This window comes from Nocardia jiangxiensis NBRC 101359 (assembly GCF_000308615.1).
GTDB lineage: Bacteria > Actinomycetota > Actinomycetes > Mycobacteriales > Mycobacteriaceae > Nocardia > Nocardia jiangxiensis.
Window position 1 is genome coordinate 1 of sequence record NZ_BAGB01000038.1, and the last position, 539, is coordinate 539.

Annotated in this window: 1 protein-coding gene and 1 pseudogene; both read left to right on the forward strand. The window is 70.9% G+C overall.

What is annotated here, in order from left to right:
- Nucleotides 1-63 precede the first annotated feature (63 nt).
- Complete coding sequence (locus ON40_RS12385; protein ID WP_021595873.1) at nucleotides 64-258, forward strand: ferredoxin; 195 nt, start codon at nucleotides 64-66, stop codon at nucleotides 256-258.
- A pseudogene (locus ON40_RS12390) lies at nucleotides 258-539 on the forward strand (nuclear transport factor 2 family protein); the annotation flags it as partial. The gene ON40_RS12385 and the pseudogene ON40_RS12390, both read left to right, overlap by 1 nt.

Consider the following 539-nt stretch of genomic DNA (forward strand, 5'->3'; position numbering starts at 1 on the left):
CAGCGAAGCGAGGATCGTCGGGTCGGGGGCCTGGGGGGCGCCCCCCGGAAAGGAAGGGCGCCGGTGAGGATCGAGGCCGACCTGGACCTGTGCCAGGGACACGCCATGTGCGAGCTGGAGGCGCCCGACGTCTTCGAGGTGCCGCCCAGAGGCAAGGTGCGGGTCCTCGACGCCGAGCCGGCGGACGACCTGCGCGCCGAGGTGACCGCCGCCGTCCGCTACTGCCCCACCCGGGCCCTCAGACTGCTGGAGACATGATGCCCTCGTTCCCGCGCGAAGAGCTCGACGCGATGGTCGAGCACTGGCTGGCCGAGAACCGCCGCTGCGAGGAGGCGGGCGACTGGCGTCCGCTGGCCGACTACTACACCGAGGACGCCACCTACGGCTGGAACTACGGCCCCAAACAGGACTTCATGGCCGTCGGCCGGGACGAGATCCGCGACCTCGCGCTCGGGTCGGAGATGGGCGGCCTGGACGGCTGGACCTACCCGTACCAGAGCATCCTGATCGACGAGGTCAAGGGCGAGGTCGTCGGCTTC